Genomic DNA, 22,297 nt, shown 5'->3' on the forward strand with positions numbered 1-22,297 from the left:
TTTTATATATGAGCTTGTAAATCCCTTTTTCATGAATCGAATTCCTCTCTTCCAGGAAACCTTCTCTTCCAATTTGGCGTTCTTATTGCAAACGTTAAAACCGGAAAGTGGAGGTGGACCACCATGTTGAACATTTTGCGATTCGGCTATCTGCAGGCGTTATCCTGCATCTTTCCCGTCATCATTTTTGCTGCATTGGCCGTTTCGAAATTCATCGAAATCCCCTTTTTGCCGCGCTATGATTTCATTTTGCTTGCCTGCATCTTGGCACAGGCGTTCATGCTAGCGTCGAAACTTGAAACATGGGATGAGTTCAAAGTCATCTGTGTATTCCACGTCATCGGGCTCGCGCTCGAATTGTTCAAAGTGCATATGGGCTCGTGGGCTTACCCCGAAGAAGCTTATAGCAAGTTTTTCGGCGTACCGCTGTATAGCGGCTTTATGTATGCGAGTGTCGCGAGCTATATCTGCCAATCGTGGCGTCGTCTCGATCTGCAGATTTACGCTTGGCCAAAGCCGTTTTACACAATCGCCATCAGTTTCTTGATTTACGCGAACTTTTTTACGCATCATTTTACGTATGACATCCGCTGGGGCTTAAAAGCATTGCTGCTCCTCGTCTTCTTCCGCACAGTCGTGGCGTTCAGGCTCCATGACACCATCTATAAAATGCCGCTGATCCTGTCCTTTTTGCTTATCGGTTTTTTCATCTGGATTGCCGAGAACATCACAACATTCCTCGGTGCCTGGCAATATCCGGACCAGCAAGCCGCTTGGTCGCTTGTCCATGTCGGCAAAATCAGTTCGTGGTTTTTGCTCGTCATCATTTCCATCATCATCGTGGCGCAGCTGAAGCGCGTGAAAAGTTCGGTGCGACAGCCCCATCGCGCAATTTTGCCGCTTCATAAGGAAAACTTATAGAAACCGATCTTTTATTTCGAATTAACTTATGCGTCAGAGTCGCGTAAGATGGAAAGAAATTGGAGGTGTGGAGATGGCTTTAACTTTCAGAGGAGCAGTGGAACAGGACGTCGAGCGGATTGTGGAGATGCTCGCGGATGATTTATTGGGGAAAGAGCGCGAACGTTACGCGCAGCCGCTTCCGGCAAGTTATTTGGAGGCGTTTCAGGCAATCGATGCCGACCCGAACAATGAATTGATCGTGGCTGTCGACGGAACTGGCCGCATTATCGGCGTTCAGCAAGTAACGTTCACACCCCATTTGACGCATCAAGGCTCTTGGCGCGCGACGATTGAAGGCGTGCGGACCGATTCAACGGTGCGCGGGCAAGGCATCGGCGGACAGCTGATCCGCTACGCCATCGGGCGCGCCAAAGAGCGCGGCTGCCGATTGATTCAGCTGACGACCGACAAACAGCGGCCGGACGCATTGCGGTTTTATGAGGGGCTTGGTTTTACCGCGACCCATGAAGGCATGAAGATGAAGTTGGAAGCAACGGAATTATAAGTTCGAGAGCTTGCGGGGATAACAGCTGCAGAAAACTCACCCCTATTAAGGAGGAGATCAGGTATGGAAAAGAATGAAAGAGAGTTCTTCGTTGCCATGCCAGCAGTTATCCCGATTTACGAACGATTAACAGACAGCATATCGGCCGTTGTTCCGCAGGTGCGGTTAGAAGTCCGGAAAAGCCAGATCTCTTTTATCGGCAAGCGGGTATTTGCCGCAGCCTGGCTGCCGCCCCGGAAAATCAAAGGGCGTCCAGAGCATTACCTGATTGTGACGCTGTGGCTCGGCCATCCGCTCCAAAGCCCTCGGATAGCCGAAGCTGCACCCATCAATCCGGGCCGATGGGCGAACCATGTTATCCTTGCTAACGAATCGGAAGTGGACGACGAGTTATTGGGATGGATTGCTGAAGCGTTAAAATTCTCACAGCATTAGAAAAAGGAGGCCGCAAGCGGTCTCCTTTTTTCATTGCTTATTTATATTGTGCTAGCTCTTTACAATCTCCGCCAACGCTTGATCGAGGGTTTCATATTGGAATTTAAAGCCCGCCTGCTCCAGACGCTCCGGCACGACCCAGCGGCTCTTAAGGATCAATTCCGTCTCCGTGCCAAGCGCAGCGGCCCCCATTTGAAGCATCCATTTTGCTGCCGGGAGCCCGGCTTTGCGGTTCATCGCCCGGCGCATCGATGCCATCATATCGCTATTGGACACCGGCACTGGCGCAGAAGCATTGAAAATGCCGCTCAAGTTTTCGTGGTCGCGCATGAACAGCACGATGCGGTACAGGTCTTCGATGTGAATCCAGCTGAACATCTGCTTGCCCGAACCTTGTTTGCCGCCGAGGCCGAAGCGCACCATGTTTTGATACGGCTCTATGGCACCGCCTCCACTGCCAAGGACGATTGCCATGCGCAGCGCAACACGGCGCGTGCCCTCTAATTTAAAATTGAAAAAAGCTTGCTCCCATGCTTTGCCGACGTCCACCGAGAATCCTTCGCCCAGTTCGCCGCCCGCTTCCGTCATCGGCCGGTCTTCGGCGTGGCGGTAAATGGTCGCTGTGCTGGCGTTGATCCACAGCGGCGGTGGATTTTCACATGCCAGCATCGCTGTACTCAGAATTTTCGTTGTTTCCGTGCGCGATTTCAAGATTTCATCTTTATTCTTATCAGTGTACCGGCAATTGACCGATTTCCCTGCCAAATTGATCAGCATATCCGCGCCATCCAGTGCAGCGACGATACCGTGGTGGTCTTTCCACATAATGTGATTGTTAAGCCTTGAAATGATATGCACTTCATAGCCGGATTTCGCTAGCCTGTCGTTAAAATATTGCCCGATAAATCCGGTTCCGCCTGCGATAACCACTTTCCTCTTCATGAGCTCTCCCCGTTTCTGTTGTCTGTTAGTTATACTAACGTTTGACGCACGTCAAAAGATTCATAAAAAATAGGCATCCAGGAAATTTCTGGATACCCCTTTTTTTATAGGAAGACGATAACCGATAAAATTGCTGCTAAAATCAGACGATAAATGGCGAACGGCGTCAGTTTCACTTTCGCAATCAACTTCAGGAAGAAGCGGATTGAGATCAAAGCGAAGATGAAAGCACTGATAAAACCGACTGCGTAAAACGACAGATAATCCATCGACAGCGTATCCAGGTTTTTCAGTACCGATACAAGGCTTGCACCGATCATGATCGGCACGGCCATGATGAACGTGAAGTCAGCAGCGGTGCGGTGGCTCAAGCCGAACAGCACGCCGCCCGAAATCGTCGCGCCTGAACGCGAAAATCCTGGCCAGAGCGACAAACATTGCACGAGGCCGACTTTGAAGGCCTGTATGTATGTGATTTCATCAAGCGAGTTGACTTTCGGCACGCGCGGCCCGAATTTATCAGCAGCGATCATCAAAATCGCTCCCGCAACCAATGCGTAGATGACTGTCTCCACTCCGAACAAATGGTCATCGATCAAGTCCTTGAAAGCAAAGCCCAATACGACAGCCGGCAGCATGCCGACAATGACGTGAAGCAAGTTGAAGTTCTTGTTCGTTTCCTGGCCTTCGATTTTGTATAAACCGATCAGGCTGAACAAGCGTTTCCAAAATACGACAACGACTGCAAGAATCGAGCCCAGCTGGATAACAATCTTGAACGTATTTGCCGGATATTTTCCAAGAAACTCCTGCGACTTCAGCCACATATCATCGACGATGATCAAGTGTCCAGTTGATGACACGGGCGCAAACTCGGTCATCCCTTCTACAAAGCCCAATATCAAGGCTTTCAATAAATCCATCCATTCCATTATTTCATCCTACTTTCTGCAAAGAGAGCACGGCTTGAGAATACCGTTTCGCCAAAACAGCCTTTTACTGCCAGATGCATCTAAACGCTTATGTATGTAATTTCCCTCAGGCTCTCTCCTAATGAATTCCGTTTTTATTATAACAGAACATGGCGCTTTGCCGGAATCTCTGGAAAATTTTAATATTACGGGCTCTTGTTTTTAGAGAGGCAGGCAGCAATACGGCTAAAGGCAGCGGCGCCGCCTTTAGCCGTATTTTTTCTGGTGTTCTTTTTTGCGTTTGAGGTAATCTTCGTCTTCGCGAAGCTCATCCCATTTCTTTTTAAAAATGGCAGCTGACTCTGCTTTTTTCGGATCGATTTGCCGTTCTTTTATGGTGCCGTCTTCATTGTATTTGCGCCCGCCTTTGTAATTCGTGTAGCGGCGAGCCCGGGTATAGCCCATCTGGATGAACTTGCGCGCCATGTCCATGCCGACAAAATCATCCTGTTTGCGGTATTCTTCGAACATCTCGTAAATTTTATCGCAGGATTCCTGCGCAATTTCCGGCGTCTTGAAGCGCCAATGCGGCAAAATCTCCCCTTTATAAGGTTCCACAAGCAGGACCCCTTGCTCCCCTTTGCCGACCCGGTACAGTTCCGGATGTTTCCGCAAATCCAAGTTCTTGTAGTCGAGGTCATAATCAAAAGCCATGTCCACACACTCCTTTTTTATTTCCTTACCCGCTAAAGGGCCAATTGATGCACATGGTTCCGCTGAGGCTTTATTTTCGGGGCAAAACAGTTATATAAGTTGAATTAGTGAATACTTATATTCGATATTCCGCAAAACAGCTGCGCTTTCCGCGGGGTCTCGGGAGTCTCGCTATTCCGCAGGAGTCGCAGCTGTTTTGCTCCATATCGAGAAATATCTCAGCGTAGGCGCGTCAAGAGGCTGAGCAAGGAGCTAGCGCAGCGATGCAACGGTTTTTCATGTCTCGAAGCTAGCATAGCGATGCATAGACAGAAGCAGATGTTTTTAGCGATGAGACGATTGGTTTTCTCGGCTTATTGCGGAAGCCATGCCCAAAGCGTCCGAAGCGATTTTCACTTTTCTATGACTTTAGTTCAACTTATATAGTTCATGTAAAGCTCGGATTATTGCCGGTTAACTGCAGAATTGTTCATGTTAACGGCGGATTAGTTCATGTTAATTTATAAAACTACCCATAAAATGGTTATTTTTACATAATTACAACAAATAAAACGTATCTATTGAACTAATTTAAGATATAATTTCAATATAAAGAAAATTTCATTTTTAAATTAGGAGGACCGCTTGTATGGACACCGTTCAACCGACTTTAAACGGATCATCAACACAATATGCTGACAAAACTGAGCGTATGGATGCCCTCGTCCGTAATTTCGGCGGCGCGCTGGACGGCGACAAAATCTGCCGCATTGTCTATGAAGCGTTCGGCATCGATTATTGCAGGGTGCCTGTGCTTGAAAAAGAAATCGGCCTGCTTGTAAAAGAAGATGACAATGCTTCCACTGCAGCAATCGACCATTATTTAGCCACCCGTGAAAACGCCGCAGACGGTCCCGGCATCCGCAAAATGATGAACGAATTATTCGGCACAAACCTCGAAGGCATTGCCGCCCTCAGCCGCACGCGCATTTCACTGTATTCAAAAGGCCAATGGATCGCACGCAAGGACGGCGACTTGTTCGAAATCCATACCGGCTTTCAAGACGTCGACGTCAAAGTCATCGCTTCCGCATTTTTCACCTTACATACAGGACTCCACAGGCTTCCTGATCCTCTCGAACAGGCTCTTGGCGCTCTCGGCTATTCGTTCAACTACCAAATCGGCGCCTTGTATTACTGCAACCCTGAAGGGCGATCCGTGCCGGACCACTTCAAGCGGCAAACCGTCAATGCCATCATTGCCGTCACCAATGAACATTATTCCCAATTGTAAAACCCCCTCTTCTATAAGAGGGGGTTTTCACTTTCTATAGATCGGTCAGGCTTTTATTTGCCGAATGAAGACAGGAATTTGACCCGGTCGCCCATTGGCGGTGTGTTGTTGTCGACAAGTGCTACTTCCAGCACCGCTGGCCCGTTGAGGCTTGTCAGGCGATCCAATACATCCTGGCTCAAATCATCCATCGAATCCACACGGAAACTCGGGATGTTCATCGCAGCCGCCATCGCGGAAATGTCGACCGGCTCTTGTTCGAATGATGCATGGACGCGCTTGTATTGAAGCGAATGGCCGTGGTAGACCATGCCGAGGCGCGCGTTGTTCATGACGACAAAAAGAATTGGCAGCTTATGCTCTTTCGCCGTCAAAATTTCCATTCCGTGCATGAAGAAGCAGCCGTCGCCCGTCACTGCGACAACCGGACGTTCAGGCTCTGCGAACTTCGAGCCTATTGCAGCGTTCAAGCCGCTGCCCATCGCGCCGAAATGGACATTGATGTCGAATGTGCCTGTTTCCGGAACGTCCATATGATGGATGACATACGCCATGAATTCGCCGATATCGATCGTGTAGCGCGTTTCAGCCGGCAAGTATTGCTGCAATTTCAGCAAGACATTTTTTGTGCTGTATTCGGTAAGATCCGCCGATGGCATTTCGGCAAGCGGCGCGTCTTTCGGCCGTGCCGTCAATCCAAGCGCTTTTAGTTCCTCAATCAGGAATGCAAGGCTCAAGTGGATATCGCCAAGAATCGGCGCATCGACTTCGTATTTGCGGTTGAATACCGAAGCGTCAAAATCCATTTGAACAAGGAAGCGGTCTTTCGCCATATTGGCATTGTAGTTATTCGTAGCGGTTTCACCGAGGCTTGAGCCGATGACAAGCAATGTTTTGCCGTCTCCTTCATTGATCAGCTTCGACGCCATTTCGCTGCCGGCAAACCCGAAGATTCCTGCAAACAACGGATGGCTGCTCTTCATGATGCTCTTGCCTTGCGGTGAGACCATGATCGGCCAATCAAGCAATTCCGCTAATTCGATAAGCTGATCGACAGACTGGCTCGCGCCTTGGCCTGCAAAAATATAGCCGGTCTTGCGTTCAGCCATTTCTTTCGCAGCGAATTTGATCGCTTCGAGATCAGGCGCCATGTCGCGGCGTACGGGTGGAGCAGGAATTTCAGGCGTACCAACGTCTCCTTGCTGCACATCGATCGGCATTGCGACATGGACCGGCCCAGGAACGCCGGAGATGGCGATTTCTGTCGCTTTGGCGATTTCTTTCAACAGGTCCTTGGCATCCTTTACTGTCACACTGTATTTGGTCACGGACTTGAAGACCGGATCCGCATCCAGTTCCTGCGACGCGTTCAATCCCATCGTGCTGACCGGAACTGCTCCTGTGATGAACAAAACCGGCAAATGCTCGCGCATCGCATTGGCTGCGCCGGTCACCAAATTGGTGGCACCCGGGCCGCTGCTGCCGATGCAGACGCTCATCTTTTTCGAGTATTTTGCGTAGGAAGCAGCCATATAGCCCGCTGCCCCTTCGTGCTTCGCTACAACCGATGTAATTTCGGGCATATCGTATAATTCATTGAAAAACGCATTGACGGATCCTGCTGGAATGCCGAATACGTGCGTCACTCCCGCGCCTTTTAAATATTCTAATGCAGAACGTACAGCTTTCATCAAATTCCCCCTGGATATGATTAGTTTCTTCTCTCTCTTCCGAAATATTTAGCGGCAAGCTCGACGGCTGTAATCGGCCGGCTGAAATAATAGCCCTGCATGATAAAGCAGTTTTTCGATTTCAGGAACTCCAACTGCTCGATTGTTTCGACGCCTTCCGCGATGACCTGCAAATTCAAGTTCTTGGCCAATGTGATGATCGTATTGGTGATGGCTGCGTTATCGTCATCCTCGATGATGTCCTGGATGAACGACCGGTCGATTTTCAGAAAATCGATCGGAAAATTCTTTAAATAGCCCAGCGATGAATAGCCGGTGCCGAAATCATCGATGGCGATGTTGACACCCAGCTTTTTCAACTCTTTCATCTTCTTGATCGTCACTTCACTGTTTTTGATGATTTGGTTTTCAGTCAATTCGATATGCAGGAATTCAGGTGCCAGGCGATATTCCATCAAAGTCTCGCCGATCATGGAAACAAGGTTGTCTTCTTCGAACTGGCGGCCGGACAAGTTCACGGACACGCTCATGCGGCTATGCCCCTGCTCCTGCCAATCCTTCAATTGCCTGCAGGCATTTTTCAGCACCCAGCGGCCGATCGGCACAATCAAGCCGGTTTCTTCCGCAATTGGAATGAAGTCCACGGGCGAAACGAGGCCTTCAGTCGGATGGTGCCACCTAAGAAGGGCTTCGGCACCGATGATTTCTTCGGTTGCACTGTCGATTTGAGGCTGGTAGTAAATTTCCAATTCGTCATTTCCAAGAGCTTTGTAAAGCGCGTTTTCAAGCTTGATGCTTTCCATATTGCGATGGTTCATCTCGCTTTCAAAGAAATGGTAATGGGTCCCGGATTTTTCTTTTGATTTGTACATCGCTGCATCTGCATGCTTGATGAGCATCTCCGCTGTATCGCCGTCTTTCGGGAACATACTGATGCCGATGCTCGTTTTGATGAAAACTTCATTTCCTTTTAATGGGAATGGATGGGCAAATGCATCCATGACGTGCTCAAGCGCATCCAGAACGTCCTCTTGTCCTTTGACATCGGTCAGGATGATGGTAAACTCGTCTCCCCCCTGCCTCGAGATGATGGCGTTCGGCGGGATGCTCACTTTCAGACGCTCGGCCGCTTCACGCAGCAGCAAGTCGCCATAGCTATGCCCCAAACTGTCGTTGATCAATTTGAAGCGGTCCAAATCCAAATACAGCACGGCTATTTTCTGGCCTTTTTTCCGCGCTTCGTTCAGCGCAAGGTTCAGCCGGTCATTCAGCAGCACGCGGTTCGGCAAATCGGTCAAGCTATCGTAATATGCCAAGTATTTGATTTCTTCTTCAAGCAGTTTGCGCTCGGTGATGTCCTTGAACGTCACAACCTCACCAAGCACTGCGCTGCCTTCCCTGATTTCGGAAATGACGCATTCCACTGGAAAATGCTCGCCATTTTTTTTGATGAACTGCTGATCCGGGGTGCAGTTCGGCAAGTCGCTCCCATTCTCTTCGGTGACTACGAAAATCACCCGGTACGATTTTCCGGTCAGCTCGTCTTTTTCATAGCCGAGCATGGCGGCACTCGCGGGGTTGCAGAACGTGATGTTGCCCTGCAGGTCCAGACCGAAAATCCCTTCGCCGGCGGAATTCAAAATCAGCATTTTTTCGCGGCTCAGGCTTTCCAGCTCCGCCACCACTTTTTCCAGTTCGCTGTTCTTGATGCGGATTTCGGACGTCCGCTCTTCGATGATCACTTCCTGCTTTTCCATATACAATAAATTCGACAAAGTCGACGCCGTCGCATCGGCAATCGATTGGGCCAATTGCATATCCGCTTCCGACAGCGACATCGTTTCTTTTTCCAATTCAACGATTGCCAGTGCGCCGAGCACTTCGCCCATCGCCACAAGCGGAATCATGAACATCCCTTTGATGCCGAAATTCGTGCACACGTCATGGTTCGGCCTACTGTCCGCAAAGACATCCGGTATAAGCAACATTTTCTTCGTGCGCACTACTTCCTGCATCACAAGATCATTGGTTTGGTCGAATTCCTGTTTGCTATGCGTTTCCAGCCAGTCTTCTTCTGTCCAGTCGCTGTCGCGGCTTACTGTCGCCGGTTTGATGCGCTGTCCAGCGAGCGGATCGAGCAGATGGACGGCGACGTTCGGGTTGTTGAGCACTTTACCGACATAAGCAAAGCATTTATCCAAGCATTCCTGCATCGTCGCACACAACGACAAGTCGCGTGTCAGATCCAGCAGCAATTGCTTTTCAGCAATCAAATTTTCTTTGCGCGTCAAATTCGTGGCGTTGCGGATGGCGACGCCCGCCATATTGACATACGCTTCAACCGTCTGGATTTCTTCTTCCTTCAAGTCCATCGGGATGCCGTAATCAAAAAGGAACACCAAGCCAAACAACTCGTCTTCATACGTAATCGGCAGTGCAAGCAGCGATTTGATCTTGAAAGCGCCAACTGCACGCGGATCCGGGCGTGTATCTTTTGAAGTGTCCGGGATATAGATGGTTTTTTTGGTCTCGACTACTTCTTTCGCAAGCAAATCATACTCCATATCGATGACATGCATATCAAGCGTCGTGCCGTTGATGTATTTCGGCTTTCCTACATACCCCCGGTAATCGCCATTGCTTTCCGGCAGATAAATACCGACCGAATCGCATTGGACAATTTCTTCTGATATCGCTGCCGTAACGTGCTCAAGCACTTCCCGAAGCTCCAGTTTCGTATTGATCAGCCTTGTAATATGCGCAAGTCGCGAGTATCTTGTTTGTTCTTTTTGCATGCACACGCTCTCCATTCCTATTGCTTCCCCAGCATGATTTCACTGTTTACAGATCTCGAAAGAATTACCTTAAATTTACAATATTTCTCAACTAATTTTACCATAAAATCAGAATACTTTGTACCCACATTTTAGATGGAATATAGGTATATTATTTTACTAAAACAATGGCTGCGGTAAAATGGCAGACAATGCTGTTTAAAAGATAATAGACAGTTATAAATTTTCCGTCAATAAATACTTTTCATTTCCCCTTTTCCATATCCAGCGTTTTCATTTACAGGTAAGATAGAGGTTGAACGGAATGGAGCCGGATACGCACTGGCTGTTTGTTATGGATTCACCCAAAACGAATTAAAGGGGCGATTTGATGAAAGAGTTGCATAATCCATTGGCTGATCCATTTTTTGACGGCTTGGACGAACATGTAAAACCACTGGCACTTGAGTTGAGAGAGCTTATTTTCGAAGCCTCCGATAAGATGTCGGAAGAAATCAAATGGTCCAAACCGAGCTATTCGCACGATGGGTTGGTGTGTTATTTACAGCCTGCCAAAACCCACGTCAATTTCGGCTTTTATCAAGGCGCGCAATTGCCTGACTATGGCAACCTGCTCGAAGGCGACGGCACGAAAATGCGCCACATCCGCATCCATAAACTATCGGATATCCAACCAGAGCCTTTTAAAAGCTTGATCTGGGAAGCGATTGAATTCAACCAGAAATAAGCGGCTCATGAATGTAAAAGGAATGATTGGTATGAACGTAAAAATTGAAGAATTGAACGCATCAAATTGGTATGATTGCTGCAATTTAACGCTTGCAGACGGCCAGGAGCAATACATGGAACCAAATGCGGTCTCCATCGCACAATCGAAATTCGAACCTTCGCTCAAGCCTTATGCCATTTACACAGACAGCCAGATTGTCGGATTCCTGATGTACAATTCAGAGTTGGAAGAACTCGGAAGTTACTGGATTTACCGCATCATGGTCGACAAGAATCACCAAGGCAAAGGCATCGGCAAAGCTGCAGTGAAATTGATGATCGATGAAATGGCGAAATCGCTCGACGCGCAGAAAATCGCCGTCGGCTACCACCCTGAAAACACTGGCGCCCACGCCCTCTATGAAAGCTTGGGTTTCCAAGACAACGGCGATCGCTTCGGCAAAGAAATGGCCGTCGTGAAAAATGTGGCAATATGATAAAAAAGGCGTTCAATCCACAAATGGATTGAACGCTTTTTTGTTTGTATTCCATATCCACGACATACATCCCTATAGTCCGCGCTTGTTCGCGACCGCTTCGAAAGTCAGTATTTCCCCGGTGCGCGACGGCGCTTTGCCGTACTGGTAACCGGCCGATACCGTAACCTCCGTGAAGCCGGCGTATTCGAGCAGCATTTTGAACTCTTCGATGCCGTACCAGCGCATCGGGAACCATTCCAGTTCCGACGCTATGAGCTCGCCATCGCGCCATTTTTCGTAGCGGTTCTGCCCGATTGAATATTGGTTCAGCCAGTCGACTTCCACTTTTTTCGATTCCACTGTGATCACTTCACCGTGTGGCGTGGTCCATTTGCGCGTATTGGTTTTTTCCAGCTCAATATTCCCCGGCAGCGACACGTCGACAATCAGCCTGCCGCCGTCTGCCAGATGGCGATGAAAATTATGCAGCGCCTGGACCGAGGTGTCCCGCTCGTGCATGAGCAGGAACGTACCCGTTGAGATGATGATGGCCTGATAATCCGTTTCGCTTTCGAATGATTCCATTGATGCTTCAAAGACGACCGGGTCCAAACCGCGGTCCTCGCAATTGGCCCAGCAGATTTCGAGCATTTCCGTCGACGAATCAAAGCCATCGACGTCAAACCCTTTTTCGAGCAGCGGAATCAGCATGCGCCCAGTGCCGACAGCCGGTTCGAGAATCTTGCCATTCACACCTTCCAATCGCTCCGCGTAATATTCAATGTCGCCGAACGAACTGCCGATCGGCTTGTCCAGATCATATACTTCTGATGATAGTTTGCTGTAATAGCTCAACAATTCTTTTCCTCCTCTTTATAACGACCGATGCGATTTAAGCACCAGCAGATTCAGTGTGATGAACACGGCGGCAAATGCCAGAAGCGCCGCCAGTTCACCTTTGATGGCGTCGAAGCCGAGCCCTTTATACATGACCGCCTTTAATGCTTCCGCCGCGTAATAAATCGGCATCGCTTTCGCAATCGCCTGCAGCCAATCCGCCAGCCCCTCGACCGGGAATATGCCCGCGAAGAAAATCTGCGGCACCACGACGAGCGGGATAAACTGCACCATCTGAAATTCGGTGGCCGCGAACGTTGACAATAGGATGCCAAGCGACAGCGCCACCAATGCCAGCGCCAGGTTAATCATGATGACATGCCAGACCGAGCCGGCAACGACCACATCGAGCACAAGAATAGAGAACGCTACGACGATGATGGTCTGGACCACTGCAAACAGCCCAAAGCCCGCCAGATAAGCCGCCAGCAATTCCCCTTTGCGGATCGGCGTTGCCATCAGCCGCTCCAATGTCCCGGAAGTCCGTTCTTTTAGCAAGCCGATGCCTGATATCAGAAAGACGAAAAAGAACACGAAAAATCCGATCAATACCGGGCTGAGCACATCAAAAAAAGCGGTGTCCTCGCCGCCGTATATATACTGCGCCACGATTTCCTGAGGCCTTCCCTCAGGCTCTGCTGCCAAACGCATCGCCGCAGTGCGGATTTGCGCCGACAGCGCTTTTGAAGCGGAAGGCTCTTCGTTCAATAAAACCAGCGACATCTCGCCGTTCGAAACCAGCAGCAAACCATCCAATTCATCGTCGATGACCGTTTTACGGCCCGCCTCCTCATACGGGATGACGTGGACTCCGCTTTCTTCGAGCGCAGCAGTGAACCAGACATCCACATTGACTGTGCCGAGCACAAGCTCTTCCGTTTCGCCGTTAAAGAAAAAATACATAAGCGTCAAAATAATCAGCGGTGCAAAAAACAGCAGCGCAAGCGTGCGCCGGTCCCTCAGCAATTGTTTGATGATGCGCTTGACGATCGCCAGAATCCTCATCGGTTCTCCCTTCCGGCTTTCAGGAAAACTTCCTCGAGATCCTTTGCCCCGTAAGCTTGCTTCAACTCGGTTGGCGTGCCGGTCGCGAGGATCCGGCCTTCCCTGACGAGCGAAACGATGTCGCAGCGCTCGGCTTCGTCCATGACATGCGTCGTAATGATAATCGTTTTCCCATGCTCCTTTTTCAAGTGCAGCAATTCCGTCCACACCGACAGCCTCAATTCAGGATCCATGCCGACAGTCGGCTCATCCAGAATCAGCAATTTCGGATTGTGGACCAGCGCAATAGCCAGTGACAAGCGCCGTTTCATGCCGCCCGAATAAGCCGATACGCGCTTGCCTAGTTCAGCGGTCAAATTGACGATGCCCGCAGCGTAGGCGATGCGTTTCTTCCGTGCCGCGTTTTTCATCGGGTACAACGACGCGAAAAAATCCAAATTCTCTTTGCCCGTCAGTTCCGTATAAAGCGCATCCGCTTGCGCCATATACCCTACCTTCTCCAGCAATTCAAGGTTCGGCACATTGACGCCAAAGATTCGGATCGCACCTGCATCCGGCGCCGCGATGCCCACAATCATTTTGACCAGCGTCGTCTTGCCCGAACCCGATGGGCCAATCAAGCCGTAAATCATCCCTTCACCGATTAAAAAACTGATGTCCGACAGCACTTCCTTCTTGCCGAAAGATTTGCTGACGCCTTCTATTTCAACTGCCTGCTCCATTGATAAACCCCCATTCCATAAAAAATGAAGTTTTGCATTTTCACTGCAAGGCTTTAGCCTCTCCAGCCGGAGCGTTTTATATACCCGCTTCTTAAATTTCATTCTACATGTTTTTTTTGCAAATAATAGAAGGTCGGCTTAATTTTTCGGAATTGTTTATTAGTTATGACAATTGCGTTATACTTTTTACAAAAGCTTAAGCAAAACCATAGCAAACCTTATTTTCAGCTGCGAGACAAAGGGGGAGCCTCATGTGAAGATTGCAGTGTTGTCGGACATTCATGAAGAATTGAACCGCAAGAAGACCGGTGCAGATATCATGGCGTTGATCGAGCAATGGCTGACGGTCCACCGGCCGGATGTGTTTATCATCGCCGGTGATATTGCTGGCGAGCCGGACAAGGCGCTGGAACTTTTGGAAGGATTGCAGGCAGCTGTGCCCGACATCCGGCTGCTGTTTGTCAACGGCAACCACGATATTTACGCCGCTGATTCACAGGCAGCCTATGATAAACTATTGGCGTTTCCCGGCAATTTAGGCAATGGGCCTGTCGAACTCGGCGGCTGGGTAATCATTGGCGATGGCGGCTGGTACGATTATTCGTTTGGCGTCGATGGGCACACCGAAGCGGAATTTGCAGCCGGCGTCTATAAGGATTACCATTGGCCGGATATGCGACACGCACATTGGCCGCGTTCTGATATCGAGGAAACCGGCATTTCGCTGGCAAAGCTCGAAGGCTGGCTCCAGCAGCATGAAGGCAAAAATATCATCATGGTGACGCATGTCATCCCGTTCCACCATTACTTGCGCGTCAAAAATATCGGCAGCTGGGATTTTTTCAATGCGATGATGGGCAGTGTGCGCTACGGCGAACTGGCGCTGAAATACGGCGTGAAAAAATACATCTTCGGCCATATCCATTTGCGCTACCACGACTGGCATGAAGGCATCGAAGTGATTTGCAACCCGCTCGGCTATTACCCTTCCGAATGGCATGCCGATTCCCCCAAAGAGGAGATTTTTTCAGCTATCAAAATCGTGGAAATCTAAAAAATCAGCCTCCGGCGCAATTGCCGGAGGCTGATTCAGTTTAAAGCCTGGAAACACAGAATTGGTAAATAGCCGCTGTCGCTAAGCAATCGCCAAGCGCGTCATGGGCGTTGTGTTCAAGTTCAAGAAATGCTGACAGCGTCGTCAGTTTATGGTTCGGTGTTTCAGTAATCGCTTTCCGCGCCAGGCGAACCGTATCAATGACGGTGTATTCCGGAATCGGCGTGATTTCTTCCAGCGCGTACAAAAAGCCCATATCGAATGGCGCGTTATGCGCGATAATCGGCAAGCCTTCGATGAACGCGATCAATTCATGCGCCACTTCTTCGATGACCGGCGCTTCCTGGACGTCTGCATTGGTGATGCCAGTGATCCGTGTAATCGTGCTGGAAATATGGCGTTCCGGATTGATCAATAAATACATCGTATCTTCCCGGTTATGGCCGATGTATTTCACGGCGCCAATCTGGATGATTTTATCGCTTCCCGCTTTCAGGCCAGTCGTTTCAAAATCGAGGACGACGTAATTCTCCACAGTCTTCATGCTGGGCTTATATTTTTTGGGCTGCGCCGGTGCTTGTCTTCCGCGCCACGGCGGCCGGGTTTCCCTTAGTTTCTGGTCGATAATTTGATTGGGATCTCGTTTATCCATGCTGTCCCTCCTTTTTCTACTCTTTCTATTGTACCGAAAAACGTTTAACTTTTCCTTTTTCAGGTTATATAATCAGTAACACAATTATAAGGAGGAATTCATCATGGCAGAAGACAAAGGATTCGGAGATAAATTAAAAGGCGCAGTCAGCAAAGGCAAAGGCGAACTGAAAGACCAAGTCGGCAACGCTACGGATGATACAAGACTCCAAGCAGAAGGCAAAAAAGACAAAGCCAAAGGCGATATCCAAGATAAAGTCGGCGACTTCAAAAAAGATTTCAATAAATAAGCATATCAAGAATCCCCTGGCACATAGTGTGCCAGGGGACTTTTCATGTCTGCTCTTCAGTAAAACGCTTCTATTTTCCCTGCCATTCTTCAGCGAGCATGCCATAAACCACATGATCGACATACTGCCCGTAAAGCAATTCCGCTCGGCGGATGGTGCCTTCCTCGACATAGCCGAGGCGCTCCGGTATGCTCCGGCTTTTCGCATTGCCGACCGCTGCGCGGATTTCCACTTTATTGAGCTTTAACTCTGTCAGCGCATAATCCGTCAGCGCATGCGCCACACGCGTCATGATGCCCTTGCCTTGATAATCCTGTCCCAGCCAATAGCCGATATACGCGGTCTTATTGGCCGGATTGATGTTATTGAATCCTCCGATGCCAACAATTTCCCCATTGTATAAAATTGCGGCATTCAAGGTTTTGCCTTCTGCATAATTGCCTCTTCCCGCTTTGATGAAATCTTCCGTGTCTTTTAATTCGGTCGTGTAATCGAGCCATGGCAGCCATTCTTTCAAATGGTCGCGAGAGTTGTCGGTCAGTTCAAAAATCCGTGGTGCGTCTCCCAAGTCCACAAGTTTCAATGACAAGTCATTGTCAATTTTATGTATAAACATAGGTCATTCCCCTCTCTTTTTATGGTATATCGTAGCATATCCTTTATTAGTTGAGGCTTTTTCATGAAATAAACATTCTCCTTCTTAATAATTAGAATATTCCATCTATTATGTTGTACACTATGGGTAATTGATATTCACTTTCAGTGTCACCGATTTAAGCAAGAATAATCCATGATCCCAAACTCTGCGGAAAGGAGACGACTGCAATGGCTTATCTCGGCTTTGTCGTCTTTATGCGGGAAGACCCCCGCTACGGGTGGCTGCTCCTGATTCACATTGCCTTGTTGGTGCTTGCTGTCCTGTTGGTTTTTTATACAAGGCGCATCGGTTCTGCGATGGAGAAAGTGAATTATTCGCATTTTGTGGCGCGGCTTTTAAAAGAGCAATTCAGCAATGGGGAAATCACCGAAGAACAATACCGTTGCGGAATGCGCGAATTGCATGACGACGCCAGGCGGCACCTTTCGCTTAAGAGCCATAAGAAAGAATAACGGAGGTGAATGCAATGTGGAATTACGGTTCGAATTCGGCTTCCAATCCCATGATGTGGATGGGGATGGCATTCGGTCTAATTGTCCTGCTTATTTTTCTGGCTTTGGCCATTTGGATGATTGTTGCTTTCAGCCGGAGAAATACCGCTGAAGGACCGGTTCCCCCCTCAAGCCGGGCAATTGAACTGCTGAAGGAACGCTATGCGCGGGGAGAAATCGGCACGGAAGAATTCCGGGAGCGGCTGTTGGAACTTGAGGGCGGCAAACGTGATTAGCAAGGAAGCTTTTCAGAAAGGAGCAGAATGCGATGGCAGAAACAGAAGGCGTACGGATTTCATTTTTCATGATTCTCCTTATTGTGCTCATCCTGGTTGCAGCCATTAGCGCTGTGGCGATTTACGCAAGGCAGCGCAGCATCGGCTCTTTGGGCACTGCTGAAAAAAAGCTGGATGACCGCTTTGCCAAAGGAGAAATCAGCGCAGAAGAATATCGGCAGCGCCTGCAGGAACTCGATAGCAGGCGCAAAAGGCCGCCGGAAGGATAATAAAACTGTGCAGATTCCAAGGAGTTGGCCCCTTTCCGTTTAGACTTCTGAGCTTGGGGAAAGCAGAAAAGGAGAGCAGTAAAATCTGAAATGGAGGTTATAGGAATGGCTCATGAACAACATGCAGAAATGATCAAAATATTGCACGACTGCGCGGAGGCCTGCAATCATTGCTTCGACGCGTGCCTAAAAGAAGACGACGTCAAGATGATGGTAGATTGCATCCGCCTAGACCGTGAATGCGCGGACATCTGCGCGTATTTGGAACATGCCATTACGCGCAATTCACCATTCGTTTCCGAATTGGCGAAAGCTTGCGCAGCTATTTGTGAAGCATGCGGGACAGAATGCCAAAAACATGACCACGACCATTGCCAGCGCTGTGCGGAAGCTTGCATGAAATGTGCAGAAGCTTGCAGAAACGCAGCATAATCCTTAATTTTCAACACAAGAGACCCCCTACTGATTCAGTAGGGGGTCTCTTGACTGTCGAGAAACTTAGATGATTGTTTTGCATTTCGCTTCAGGCGGACGCTTTCCGCGGGCCTGGCTTCAGTCTCCTCGTCGCTAACGCTCCTGCGGGGCCTTCAGCTCAGGTCGCTGCGCTGCGCCCGCTGGAGTCGCCGCCTTCCGCTTCATTCCAAAGTATTTCTTAATAGCGAGTTATTTCTTTTACTGAAGAACATGAAAGATACACTTTCTGCAGTTTCTTTCCTGTTCTTCAGATATGGAGCAAAACAGCGGAGACGCCTGCGGGAAAGCGAGACAGCCGAGACCCCGCAGGGAGCGAAGCGACTGAGGAGGCTTGGCGCTCGCCCGCGGCAAGCGAAGCTGTTTTGCGGAATATCGGCTCCATCGAAAAAAAGATTTACCTTTCTCAATAAGCTCGCCCCCTCCTGATCCAGGAGGGGGGGCTTGTGCATTCATCTAGTTGTCGCTCAGTGGCCGCTATGGCCTTCGCTGTTTTCCATGCCGTCTTTCGTGCCTTCGCTTTCTTTCATGCCTTCCATGCCAGACTCCTTGTTGTCCATCATTTGGGCTTTCGCTTCAGCCATCGCTTCTTCAGCTGCTTGGATTTCTTCCGCTGTCACATCTCCAACAAGCACTTGCTGCGTCGGCATCGTATGCAAGCCGCGCGCTGTTACGTGCGGGATGAAATAATAGACGCCGTCTTGCTGGAATGTGTGCTTGACCGAATAGACGCCGTCTTTCACATCCGTATAATCCGTTTTCACGCTATCGTCCTTCTTGCCAGCCTCGAATACTTCGAACTTCACTTCATCCGCGTCGTTCACTGCTTCGCTGCCCTGCGATACATAGGCTTCAAGCGTCCATTCGCCCGTTTCGCCCTTAGCTTCGGTCAGGACTTCGACTTCCAATTCCTGCACCTCTTGTTCAGCGGCCGAAGCGTTGTCCACGCTTTCCTCTTCCATGCCGCAGCCTGCGAGCATCAATCCCAACGCGCCTATCACCATCAATTTCTTCATCAATAAACCCTCCATTAACCTGAGATTATTCCAATGGATTCAGCTTAATGGGCAATTGTGAAACGACTGTGAAATTTCCGAAATAAAAATTTTCCAACAACTCGTCAACTGATCACTGCCATCGGCAGCCGAACTTGGACGCACGTTCCGCCGCTTTCGGACGACTCTACTTCCAAGCAGCCGCCGTGCATTTCAGCGATCCCTTTGACGATTGACAGGCCGATGCCTGCCCCGCCGCCAGCCCGGGTGCGCCCTTTTTCGACGCGGTAGAACCGCTCCGCCACGTGCGGCAGATGCTGTTCCGGGATCCCCGGCCCATTGTCGTTCACTTCGAGCACTGCTTCTTCGCCTTCTTTCCGCAGGCTTACAGCAATCGAACCGCCCTGCGGCGTATAAGCAATGGCGTTGTCGAGCAAATTGACCAGCACCTGCAGCAATCGGTCTTCATCGCCGTACACGAGCAGTTCCTCATCGAGGTCGGCTTCTAAGCGCTGGTGCTTGCCCCGCCATTTCACTGCCGTGTTATCGATTGCCGACAGCGCGATTTCACTCAGCGCTAAGAGCTCATATGCCATTTCCTCATTGCCGCCTTCCAGTTTGCTCAAGTCCAGGATCTGGCTGACCATCCGTTCCATGCGTTCCGATTCACGATACAAAATAGCCGCTATGTTCCGGTAGTCGGCATCCGGCTGCTGCAGCAATTCGCTATAGCCTTTCATATAGCTGAGCGGGGTCCGTAATTCATGAGACAAATTCTGCAGAAATTCGCGTTTCTTCTCATCTTCTTCACGGATGGACGCCGCCATCGCGCTGAATGACTGGCCAAGGTCGCCGACTTCATTGTGTACGCCAGGCTTTACGGCGCCTTCGAAGCGCCCTTTTGCCATGGCGTCAGAAGCGTTCCGCAGTTTCACGACCGGCCCGATGAATTCTTTCTGGATGCGCCGCCGGATGGCATAAAGCGCTGCTAGCGCAAGCAAGCCGGACACCGCTAGGATTGGCAGCACATTCATGAAGGCCTGGCTGAGTTCCGATACCGGCCGGTAGGCGAAGACGATTGCCCGCAAATTCCCCGACTCGATCACCGGCAGCGCTACGCCGATCAAATCTGCATCGACATACGCATTGCGCCGCTCAATGACTACAGCCTCTCCTTGCGCAAGCTGTTCCCGTTCCTCGAAATTAATGATGACATCCCCTTCAGGTGCCTGGAGCGGCAGCGCTGCGCCAAGCACCATTGGGTCATCGATTGCCAGTGCGTCGAGGCCGGAATCTTCCAGAAAGCCGATAATGCCTTCCAGCTTTTCTTCGTCACCGGCCAAATAAGCACCGCGCAATGCTTCCGCCAGTTCGTGTAATTGTTCGCGTTCCGCATCGACGTATACCGCGTCATAAACCGAATAGGCGACGAACATCAAGAGAACGACACCGGCAACAGAAATACCAGCGAACAAGAGCCATAACTTTGTTGCAACAGAACGGTATGGCTTCATCGTTTCACCAGCTTATAGCCCAAACCCCAGACGGTTTCGATTGCGCTGCCGGCTTCACCGAGCTTGATGCGCAGCGTTTTGATGTGGGTGTCGACCGTCCGCGTCGTGACGTTATAAGCCTGTTCCCCCCAAAGTTTCTCCATCAATTGTTCGCGCGAAAATACCTGTTCGCGGTGCCTCAGCAAAAATGCCAGCAAATCGAATTCGCGCCGCGTCAATGCCACCGGCTTGCCCGTGACCCGCACAGTTCGCATCGCTTCGTTCAATTCGAGTGCGCCATTTACCCATTCGCTGCCCACTTGGACGTTTGCCATTTGGCTGCGCCGAAGAATCGCCTCAATACGGGCGAGCAGTTCCTGCTTTGAAAATGGCTTGACCATGTAATCATCGGCTCCTGCCCGCAGCCCTTTCACTTTGTCCGCTTCGCTGCCGGCAATCGCAGTCAGCATGAGAATCGGCACTGGCGTGAAACGGCGGATTTCTGCGCATGCGGCGAAGCCATCCATGCCGCCCATCAGCACGTCGAGAATGACAAAGTCGATTTTTTGCGTACGTATTTGCCGGATGCCTTCTTCCCCGCTCGGCGCCGTCAACACCTCATAGCCCGCTCCTTCCAGCATGAGCCGCAGCAAATGCTGCATTGTCTGTTCATCATCAATGACCAGTATTTTCATCGGTATCCTCCTCCAGCACCATCGCATGCGGCCCGGCAGCCGTCGGAATTTCGTTCGTTACGGTAAAGCTTTCAATATCAATTTCACTGACTGTATCAGCGTCCATGCTGCTGACATATAAATTGCCGCCTGATGCGACAGCGTAATACGGGTTGTCGCCTACTGAAACTTTGCCTTGCAGCTCCAATGTGGCAGCGTCCAGTTTCACGACATCATGCGAACCGTGGTTCAGCACGAAGAGGTTGCCGCCGTCCTTTATGATTTCAATCGGCATCAATCCGGTTTCCACCTTCTGAACCGTTTTTTCTTCTTTCAGCGAGTAGCGGTAAACGCTATCGTTAAGTTGGCCATAGGGGCCGTGGCCGCCGACAATCACGCTGCCATCTTCCAGGGCGATGCCATTCGGGCGATCAACAATCTGGAGCGTTGCTTCGACATCCATCGTTGCAGTTCCGATTGCCTGCACTGTTTGGCCATAGACATTCGTTACATACAGCTTCGAGCCGTCCATTGCCATTGAATGCGGATGCCGCCCGGTTTCAGCTGTATTTTTGATGGTGAACGGCTCAAGCGCAATCTGTGCAATCTTATTGGAGTCTGCATATGCCGCATACAGATTCCCGCCGCCATACAGGAGTTTTGTGATGCCTTCGCCCGTATCGCCGAGCGGCTCCAATTTCTGCGTTTCCAAATCGAGCGCATACAGCCTGTCTTCTTCTTTGCTCGCGAGCACCAATTTGTCTTCTGCCATGACCATATCCGATGCAATGAACGGCAGCTCAAGTTCCGTTTGCTCCGCTCCGCTGCTGATGACTGTCAGCACAGGTTTTTTGATGTGCGTGACGAACAGCTGATTGTCGCCTTCCGGCCAGCTGTAGCTCACTTCCCCGGAGCACGCCCCGAGCAGCAAAGCGAGCGCTGCTGCGCCCATTAATCCTATTTTGCGTTTCATGC

The 22,297-nt window shown here is 50.0% G+C and carries 26 protein-coding genes; 12 read left to right on the forward strand and 14 right to left on the reverse strand.

Going from position 1 to position 22,297, the window contains the following annotated elements:
- Window positions 1–123: 123 nt before the first annotated feature.
- The 3 genes from EGV91_RS06325 (at window position 124) to EGV91_RS06335 (ending at window position 1,903) form a co-directional block, all read left to right on the forward strand.
- Window positions 124–921, forward strand: a complete 798-nt coding sequence (locus tag EGV91_RS06325; RefSeq protein WP_135501798.1) for a DUF817 domain-containing protein — start codon at window positions 124–126, stop codon at window positions 919–921.
- A 73-nt stretch (window positions 922–994) separates the two neighbouring features.
- A complete protein-coding gene (locus EGV91_RS06330; RefSeq protein ID WP_135501800.1) occupies window positions 995–1,468 on the forward strand; it encodes a GNAT family N-acetyltransferase in 474 nt (157 codons plus the stop codon).
- A 63-nt stretch (window positions 1,469–1,531) separates the two neighbouring features.
- On the forward strand, window positions 1,532–1,903 hold the full coding sequence (locus EGV91_RS06335) for a DUF5655 domain-containing protein (RefSeq protein WP_135501802.1): 372 nt from the start codon (window positions 1,532–1,534) through the stop codon (window positions 1,901–1,903).
- A gap of 51 nt (window positions 1,904–1,954) precedes the next feature.
- Here the strand turns inward: EGV91_RS06335 and EGV91_RS06340 are convergent, their stop codons facing one another.
- The 3 genes from EGV91_RS06340 to EGV91_RS06350 all read right to left on the reverse strand — a co-directional run bounded on the left by EGV91_RS06340 (window position 1,955) and on the right by EGV91_RS06350 (window position 4,470).
- Window positions 1,955–2,845 carry a TIGR01777 family oxidoreductase gene (locus EGV91_RS06340; RefSeq protein WP_135501804.1) on the reverse strand — a complete coding sequence of 297 codons (891 nt, stop codon included), beginning with the start codon at window positions 2,843–2,845 and terminating at the stop codon, window positions 1,955–1,957.
- 104 nt (window positions 2,846–2,949) lie between these two features.
- Complete coding sequence (locus EGV91_RS06345; protein ID WP_135501806.1) at window positions 2,950–3,777, reverse strand: undecaprenyl-diphosphate phosphatase; 828 nt, start codon at window positions 3,775–3,777, stop codon at window positions 2,950–2,952.
- Between the two features lie 246 nt (window positions 3,778–4,023).
- The gene (locus tag EGV91_RS06350; RefSeq protein WP_135501808.1) at window positions 4,024–4,470 is read right to left on the reverse strand and encodes a DUF4385 domain-containing protein; all 447 of its coding nucleotides are present in this window, start codon (window positions 4,468–4,470) and stop codon (window positions 4,024–4,026) included.
- 628 nt (window positions 4,471–5,098) lie between these two features.
- Here EGV91_RS06350 and EGV91_RS06355 point away from each other — a divergent pair.
- The gene (locus EGV91_RS06355) at window positions 5,099–5,743 is read left to right on the forward strand and encodes a hypothetical protein (protein WP_135501810.1); all 645 of its coding nucleotides are present in this window, start codon (window positions 5,099–5,101) and stop codon (window positions 5,741–5,743) included.
- Between the two features lie 53 nt (window positions 5,744–5,796).
- Here the strand turns inward: EGV91_RS06355 and EGV91_RS06360 are convergent, their stop codons facing one another.
- Both EGV91_RS06360 and EGV91_RS06365 read right to left on the reverse strand, forming a co-directional pair.
- Entirely contained in the window at window positions 5,797–7,434 is a 1,638-nt protein-coding gene (locus tag EGV91_RS06360; protein WP_135501812.1) for a thiamine pyrophosphate-binding protein, read from the reverse strand.
- A gap of 20 nt (window positions 7,435–7,454) precedes the next feature.
- Complete coding sequence (locus EGV91_RS06365; RefSeq protein ID WP_135501814.1) at window positions 7,455–10,229, reverse strand: sensor domain-containing phosphodiesterase; 2,775 nt, start codon at window positions 10,227–10,229, stop codon at window positions 7,455–7,457.
- A gap of 370 nt (window positions 10,230–10,599) precedes the next feature.
- Here EGV91_RS06365 and EGV91_RS06370 point away from each other — a divergent pair, with 370 nt between their 5' ends.
- Entirely contained in the window at window positions 10,600–10,956 is a 357-nt protein-coding gene (locus EGV91_RS06370; protein WP_135501816.1) for a DUF1801 domain-containing protein, read from the forward strand.
- Between the two features lie 22 nt (window positions 10,957–10,978).
- Entirely contained in the window at window positions 10,979–11,434 is a 456-nt protein-coding gene (locus tag EGV91_RS06375; protein WP_175580274.1) for a GNAT family N-acetyltransferase, read from the forward strand.
- Between the two features lie 72 nt (window positions 11,435–11,506).
- Here the strand turns inward: EGV91_RS06375 and EGV91_RS06380 are convergent, their stop codons facing one another.
- The 3 genes from EGV91_RS06380 to EGV91_RS06390 are packed head-to-tail and all read right to left on the reverse strand — an operon-like array spanning window position 11,507 to window position 14,040.
- Window positions 11,507–12,274 carry a class I SAM-dependent methyltransferase gene (locus tag EGV91_RS06380; RefSeq protein WP_135501820.1) on the reverse strand — a complete coding sequence of 256 codons (768 nt, stop codon included), beginning with the start codon at window positions 12,272–12,274 and terminating at the stop codon, window positions 11,507–11,509.
- A gap of 15 nt (window positions 12,275–12,289) precedes the next feature.
- Window positions 12,290–13,318 (reverse strand): ABC transporter permease, encoded by a 1,029-nt coding sequence (locus EGV91_RS06385; RefSeq protein WP_135501822.1) that lies wholly within the window; start codon window positions 13,316–13,318, stop codon window positions 12,290–12,292.
- A complete protein-coding gene (locus EGV91_RS06390) occupies window positions 13,315–14,040 on the reverse strand; it encodes an ABC transporter ATP-binding protein (RefSeq protein ID WP_135501824.1) in 726 nt (241 codons plus the stop codon). Before EGV91_RS06390 ends, EGV91_RS06385 begins: the two co-directional genes overlap by 4 nt.
- A gap of 253 nt (window positions 14,041–14,293) precedes the next feature.
- Between EGV91_RS06390 and EGV91_RS06395 the strand changes: the two genes are divergently transcribed.
- Entirely contained in the window at window positions 14,294–15,094 is an 801-nt protein-coding gene (locus tag EGV91_RS06395; protein ID WP_135501826.1) for a metallophosphoesterase, read from the forward strand.
- A gap of 40 nt (window positions 15,095–15,134) precedes the next feature.
- Here EGV91_RS06395 and EGV91_RS06400 read toward each other — a convergent pair whose 3' ends face one another.
- Window positions 15,135–15,746 carry a 3'-5' exonuclease gene (locus EGV91_RS06400; protein ID WP_135501828.1) on the reverse strand — a complete coding sequence of 204 codons (612 nt, stop codon included), beginning with the start codon at window positions 15,744–15,746 and terminating at the stop codon, window positions 15,135–15,137.
- Between the two features lie 103 nt (window positions 15,747–15,849).
- On the opposite strand from EGV91_RS06400, the gene EGV91_RS06405 reads away from it, so the two are divergent.
- Window positions 15,850–16,035 (forward strand): CsbD family protein, encoded by a 186-nt coding sequence (locus EGV91_RS06405; RefSeq protein WP_135501831.1) that lies wholly within the window; start codon window positions 15,850–15,852, stop codon window positions 16,033–16,035.
- 70 nt (window positions 16,036–16,105) lie between these two features.
- On the opposite strand, the gene EGV91_RS06410 is transcribed toward EGV91_RS06405, so the two are convergent.
- Entirely contained in the window at window positions 16,106–16,651 is a 546-nt protein-coding gene (locus tag EGV91_RS06410) for a GNAT family N-acetyltransferase (RefSeq protein ID WP_135501833.1), read from the reverse strand.
- Between the two features lie 209 nt (window positions 16,652–16,860).
- Here EGV91_RS06410 and EGV91_RS06415 point away from each other — a divergent pair, with 209 nt between their 5' ends.
- The 4 genes from EGV91_RS06415 (at window position 16,861) to EGV91_RS06430 (ending at window position 18,121) form a co-directional block, all read left to right on the forward strand.
- Window positions 16,861–17,145, forward strand: coding sequence for a hypothetical protein (locus EGV91_RS06415; protein WP_175580275.1), 285 nt, complete (start codon window positions 16,861–16,863; stop codon window positions 17,143–17,145).
- Between the two features lie 14 nt (window positions 17,146–17,159).
- Window positions 17,160–17,420: an SHOCT domain-containing protein gene (locus EGV91_RS06420; protein WP_135501835.1), complete on the forward strand. Its 261-nt coding sequence runs from the start codon at window positions 17,160–17,162 to the stop codon at window positions 17,418–17,420.
- Window positions 17,421–17,452: 32 nt separating this feature from the next.
- Entirely contained in the window at window positions 17,453–17,689 is a 237-nt protein-coding gene (locus EGV91_RS06425; RefSeq protein ID WP_135501837.1) for an SHOCT domain-containing protein, read from the forward strand.
- A 105-nt stretch (window positions 17,690–17,794) separates the two neighbouring features.
- Window positions 17,795–18,121 (forward strand): four-helix bundle copper-binding protein, encoded by a 327-nt coding sequence (locus EGV91_RS06430; RefSeq protein ID WP_135501839.1) that lies wholly within the window; start codon window positions 17,795–17,797, stop codon window positions 18,119–18,121.
- 506 nt (window positions 18,122–18,627) lie between these two features.
- On the opposite strand, the gene EGV91_RS06435 is transcribed toward EGV91_RS06430, so the two are convergent.
- The 4 genes from EGV91_RS06435 to EGV91_RS06450 all read right to left on the reverse strand — a co-directional run bounded on the left by EGV91_RS06435 (window position 18,628) and on the right by EGV91_RS06450 (window position 22,295).
- Complete coding sequence (locus EGV91_RS06435) at window positions 18,628–19,176, reverse strand: FixH family protein (RefSeq protein ID WP_158290583.1); 549 nt, start codon at window positions 19,174–19,176, stop codon at window positions 18,628–18,630.
- A gap of 104 nt (window positions 19,177–19,280) precedes the next feature.
- Window positions 19,281–20,669: a sensor histidine kinase gene (locus EGV91_RS06440; RefSeq protein WP_135501843.1), complete on the reverse strand. Its 1,389-nt coding sequence runs from the start codon at window positions 20,667–20,669 to the stop codon at window positions 19,281–19,283.
- Entirely contained in the window at window positions 20,666–21,343 is a 678-nt protein-coding gene (locus EGV91_RS06445; protein WP_135501846.1) for a response regulator transcription factor, read from the reverse strand. Before EGV91_RS06445 ends, EGV91_RS06440 begins: the two co-directional genes overlap by 4 nt.
- Window positions 21,324–22,295 carry a YncE family protein gene (locus tag EGV91_RS06450; RefSeq protein WP_135501848.1) on the reverse strand — a complete coding sequence of 324 codons (972 nt, stop codon included), beginning with the start codon at window positions 22,293–22,295 and terminating at the stop codon, window positions 21,324–21,326. Before EGV91_RS06450 ends, EGV91_RS06445 begins: the two co-directional genes overlap by 20 nt.
- Window positions 22,296–22,297 lie beyond the last annotated feature (2 nt).

The organism is Planococcus koreensis (genome assembly GCF_004761975.1).
Lineage (GTDB): Bacteria > Bacillota > Bacilli > Bacillales_A > Planococcaceae > Planococcus > Planococcus koreensis.